Origin of the sequence: Streptomyces sp. NPDC049597, assembly GCF_040675505.1 — a bacterium.
Lineage (GTDB): Bacteria > Actinomycetota > Actinomycetes > Streptomycetales > Streptomycetaceae > Streptomyces.
The window spans coordinates 1-5,038 of sequence record NZ_JBFAOY010000071.1; the positions used below are offsets into that span (position 1 = coordinate 1).

Below are 5,038 nucleotides of genomic sequence, written 5' to 3' on the forward strand. Positions count from 1 at the left end.
TGACGGCCTCGGTACGCAGCGGGTTGATCTCCGAGACGGCGCCGACGAACGTGGTCTTGCCCACGCCGAATCCGCCCGCCACCACGATCTTCGCGCTGGTGGTTGAGCGGGCTGCACCGCCGCTAGAGCTTGCGAAGTCCACTGAGCACCCTTTCGAGCAGTGTCACGTCTGGCTGGCCGCCGGCGGCCGCGTCGCCGCCGGGCTGGTGGATGGCGACGAGTCCGGCCTCGGCCAGGTCGGCGACGAGGATCCGGGCAACGCCGAGGGGGATGGAGAGAAGTGCCGAGATCTCGGCGACCGACTTGATCTCGAAGCACAGCCGGCAGATCCGCTGGTGCTCGGGCAACTGCCCTTGCAGCCGGGCCGGATCGGCCGTGGTGCTGACCAGCGCCTCGATGGCGAGCTGGTAGCGCGGGCGGGTCCGGCCGCCGGTCATCGCGTACGGCCGGACCAGGGGGTTGTGCTTGCCCGGCCCGGCAGCCGGGCCGGCCCCCGAGGCCGTCCGGGGCTCGGGCGACCGGCGCGGTGCCACCGGCTGGACACCGGGCTGCTGTTGTCCGTACGGGGTGTCGTACGAGGTCTCGTACGACGTGTCGTAGGAGGAGTCGTACGACGGGTCGTAGGCCGGCTGCGGCTGCTGGTACGGCTGGGGGCCGCCCTGTCTGCTCGGCGTCGAAGGAAAGTTGAAGCGGTTGTGAGTGTGCTCACCCTGGGACTGTTGAGCACCGTCAAATGGGTGTCCGCCTGGGGGTGTTGCCACGTTTCCTCCTCCGACTGCCGGTCGCCGGTCCCTGTCCCTGTGGAGCCGCGCCACCGCACCTTATGGTGCGGTGGCGGGAAATGCACTGTCCGCTTCTCAGTTGAGAAGACTTCCCTGGAGCTCTGCACGCAGGTCGGGGGTGAGGACGCTGCCCGCACGGTCGACCAGGAGGGCCATCTCGTAGCCCACCAGACCGATGTCGGCCTCCGGGTGCGCGAGGACGGCCAGCGAGGACCCGTCGGAGATGGACATGATGAAGAGGAAGCCGCGCTCCATCTCCACGACCGTCTGGTTGACGGCACCGCCTTCGAAGATCCGGGACGCTCCCGCGGTCAGCGAGGTCAGCCCGGAGGCGACCGCCGCCAGCTGATCGGCACGATCACGCGGGAAACCCTCGGACATCGCCAGCAGGAGTCCGTCGGCGGAGACCACCACGGTGTGGGACACCCCAGGGGTGTTGTCCACGAAGTTGGTGATCAACCAGTTCAGATTCTGCGCCGCCTGGCTCATCGGGCTCACACTAACGCTCCTGGTTGTAGGTACTACCCGGGCCACTGGGTCGATCGTAAGTGGCCGGTCCGTTCGTGTCCGTTCCCGCGTTGCGTCCCTGCTGGACACCGCGCCGCAGGTTGCTCAACCTGCCACGCACGTCCTCAGGAGCGCGGGAGACCTGTGGGCCGCCCTGCGGGGTCTGCTCCGCCGTGCCCTCGATCAGGTTCGCCTTGGGCACCCGCCGGGGGAGACCGGACGAGGTGACTCCGCCCGCCTTCGGCTCACGGAGCTTCTCCGCCCGCTGCCAGCGTTCGTCGTTCGTCGAACGCCACTCGTCGGAGGAGGACCCGCCGACGGTGCCGTTCTCCCCGGCCTGCCCGCTCCGGGGAGCCTGCGGGGCCTGCTCGGCCGGCTGCTGCCACTGCCGCTGCGCCTCCTGCTGAGGCTGCGACGGCTGACCGCTGCCGCGCCGGGGGAGACCGGACGCGGTCAGTTCATGACCGTTGCTCGGAGAGGGTCCCGGACGCTCGAAGCCTACGCGCTCGGAGCCGTTCGCGGGAGCGCTGGGGGCAGATTCCGATTCGGCGCGGAAATCCGACTCATACGCAGCCTGGTAGCTGTCCTGATCGGACCACTCTGCCTGGTGGGACTGGGTCTCGTAGGCGTCGTCGTACTGCTGCTGGGAGCCCTGCGAAGTCCGGTAGTCAGCTTCCGCATATGCATCCTGCAGGTGCTCCTGCGGGGCCTGGTGCTCGGAGTAGCCGCCGGCCGTGCCCTGCTGGTCGGCGTAGCCCTGCTCGCCGTAACCCCGGTCGCCGTAACCCTGCTCGTCGTACGACTGCTCCCCGTAGGGCTGCTGCTCGTAGCCCTGCTGGTCCTCGTAGCCCTGCTGGTCCTGTGCGTAGCCCTGGGCGGAGAACTCCTGGCCGTACTCGGCGCCGTACTCCTGCGGCCGCTCCTGGGCGTAGGGAGCCGCCTCGTCGCGGAACAGCGGGCGGTCACCGCCCTGTGCCTGCGCCTCCAGCGCCGCACGGCGCTCCTCGCGCATGAGCGAGCGGCCCACGGGGTCGAGCTGCGCCTTGTCGCCGGCCTGCTCGTAGCGGGAGTCGTCGAAGCCGAGCTCCGCCGCGGTCCGCATCGTGGTGGCCTCGTAGGACTGCTGCTGCGGGATGATCTGCGAGACGGTGAAGTCGTCCTGCGGCAGTGCCTCGCCGCCGCCACCGTGGGTGATGGCGTCGGGAAGCATGACCAGTGAGGTGGTGCCGGCCTGCTCGCCCGAGGGACGCAGCTGGACGCGGATGCCGTGCCGGTCGGAGAGGCGGCCGACCACGAACAGGCCCATGCGCTGCGAGACGGCGGCGTCCACGGTCGGCGGGTTGGCCAGCTTGTGGTTGATGTCCGCGAAGTCCTCGGCGGTCAGGCCGATGCCCTTGTCGTGGATCTCGATCATCACGCGGCCGTCGGGGAGACGGGTCGCGGTGACACGGACCTTGGTCTGCGGGGAGGAGAAGGTGGTGGCGTTCTCCAGCAGCTCGGCCAGCAGGTGCACGAGGTCGGTCACGGCCTGGCCGTGGATCTCCGTCTCCGGGACACCGGTGAGCTCGATGCGCTCGTAGGACTCCACCTCGGAGGAGGCGGCGCGCAGCACGTCGACCAGCGGCACCGGCTGGTTCCAGCGGCGGCCGGGCTCCTCGCCGGCGAGGACGAGGAGGTTCTCGCCGTTGCGGCGCATACGGGTCGCCAGGTGGTCCAGCTTGAAGAGGTTCTCCAGCTGGTCCGGGTCGGCCTCGTTGTTCTCCAGGTCGGTGATCAGGGTCAACTGGCCCTCGATCAGGGACTGGTTGCGGCGCGAGAGGTTCGTGAAGATCGCGTTGACGTTGCCGCGGAGCATGGCCTGCTCGGCGGCGAGCCGGACGGCCTCGCGGTGGACCTGGTCGAAGGCGCGGGCGACCTCGCCGATCTCGTCCCGGGAGTCGATCGGGATGGGCTGGACGCGGGTGTCGACGCGGCCGGGCTCGGTGCGCGAGAGCTGGTCGACCAGCATCGGCAGCCGCTGCTCGGCGATGCCGAAGGCGGCGGTGCGCAGCTGGCGCATCGAGCGGCTCATCTGGCGGGCCATGAGGCCGGCCAGGATGAAGGCGGCCAGCAGGGCGACGACGACGATGGCGCCGTTGGTGATCGCGTCGTTGCGGGCGTCGTCGGCGATCTCGGAGGCCTCGGTCACCGCGCGGTCGACGAGGTCCTTCTCGATCTCCGTGTAGCCGTCGAACTTGGCGGTGGCCGCGCCCATCCAGGTCTCGGGCGTGACGTCCTTGGCCTTGAGCTGCTTCGGGTTCAGGCCCGAGCCGATCGCACCGGCCATGCCGGTGAAGACCGAGCCGTCGGGCCCCTTCGGCGGGTTGAGGCCCGCGGCCTGCAGCCGCTTCGCGCCGTCCGCCGCCTTGCCCGTCATGATCTGCTTGAGCTTGGCGGTGTCGGCCTCCGTGCCGCCGGAGACGTACTCGCCGATGGCGATCTGCTCGAGGTAGTTGTACGAGTTGAACGCGACCGTCTGCCGGGCGAAGACGGTCTCGTCCTGGCTGGGCCGGATCAGCAGGTGCATGCCGATCGAGCGCTGCAGCGACGCGGCGGCCTTGGCGAGCTGGACCGCGTAGACGGTACGGCCGTAGCTGGTGACGTTGCCGGTGCCGAGGCCGAGCTCGTTGGAGAACTCCATGAGCACGTGCTGGACCTTGACGTAGCCCTCTTCGGTCTGCACCGGGTCGAGCGCCTTGGAGTAGGCGGCCTGGCGCAGCTTGGAGAGGTTCGGCTCCTCCTTGTCGAAGAGCTCGAGACGGCGCTCCAGACCCTGCCCGTCGGGCATGTCCTTGACGGCTTCGCGGAACTTGGCAGCGGCGGCGTCGGTGGTCTCGTACGCCTCGGTGACGGCGGGGCTCTTGCGGTCGGCCTCGCTGGTGGCCAGCAGCAGCGTGGAGGCGGTGAGGTCGCGCTCGTTGAGCAGGGCCTGGCCGTACTCGGAGGCGGCCCGCACGATCAGCGCCGTCTTCTCGGCGTCCTCGGCCTCGCTCCAGGTGTCTATGGACTGCTTCACCTGGAAGCCGCCCATGACCAGTCCGACGAGGACGGGTATGAGGAGGATCGCGTTCAGGCGGGTGGGCACCCGCCAGTTGCGCGGGGACAGCTTGCTGGAGCTGCCGGCTGCCGGGGACGCGCTCGAACCACTCGACATGTCCGCAGGCGTCACCGCTGTGCGCGGCGGCGGCGTGAAGTTGCCCCGCGCCTGCTGCTCTGCGGAGCTCGTCTTGCTTCGCCTCACTCGACCAACAACCTCTCGGCGTCGGCACCTACGCTGTGCCGTGGTTCGTTCATAGCCGTACTACTCGGCAGTTCGCCGAATTCCAGCACGCCGAGCCGTCCCATTCCAAACACCTGGAATATGAGATTCCGAGTGGTCCAACCCTCAGATAAAACGGGCATAAAGAGCGAGTCTTGCCAAAAGGCGAGGCTCATGTGAGCACAGCGACACCGAACGTGTGCAAGGGGTGGCAGCTGTGCCGTAATTCTCTGTCGAAATGTTATGAACAGCGGGGCGGGCCGTGTCAAAAGACACAGCCCGCGACCCGACAACTACGACAACTGCCGTATGACGTCGTCTACTTGAGGCGCGCCATGAGGGCGTGTTCGACGAGGGTGATGAGGGCGCTCTTGGCGTCCGCGCGGTGGCGGGCGTCGGTGGTGATGATCGGGGTGTCGGGTCCGATCTGGAGGGCCTCGCGGACCTCTTC

3 protein-coding genes and 2 pseudogenes are annotated in these 5,038 nt (G+C 68.8%); all 5 read right to left on the reverse strand.

Annotated elements, in window-relative coordinates; translation table 11 throughout:
* Nucleotides 1-142 (reverse strand): annotated as a pseudogene (locus AB0K02_RS33880) (ATP/GTP-binding protein); the annotation flags it as partial.
* Entirely contained in the window at nucleotides 123-761 is a 639-nt protein-coding gene (locus AB0K02_RS33885; protein WP_365996450.1) for a DUF742 domain-containing protein, read from the reverse strand. The pseudogene AB0K02_RS33880 and the gene AB0K02_RS33885, both read right to left, overlap by 20 nt.
* A gap of 96 nt (nucleotides 762-857) precedes the next feature.
* Complete coding sequence (locus AB0K02_RS33890) at nucleotides 858-1,271, reverse strand: roadblock/LC7 domain-containing protein (protein ID WP_005311461.1); 414 nt, start codon at nucleotides 1,269-1,271, stop codon at nucleotides 858-860.
* A 10-nt stretch (nucleotides 1,272-1,281) separates the two neighbouring features.
* Entirely contained in the window at nucleotides 1,282-4,569 is a 3,288-nt protein-coding gene (locus tag AB0K02_RS33895; protein WP_365996451.1) for a nitrate- and nitrite sensing domain-containing protein, read from the reverse strand.
* A gap of 337 nt (nucleotides 4,570-4,906) precedes the next feature.
* Nucleotides 4,907-5,038, reverse strand: a pseudogene (locus AB0K02_RS33900) (ATP-binding protein); the annotation flags it as partial.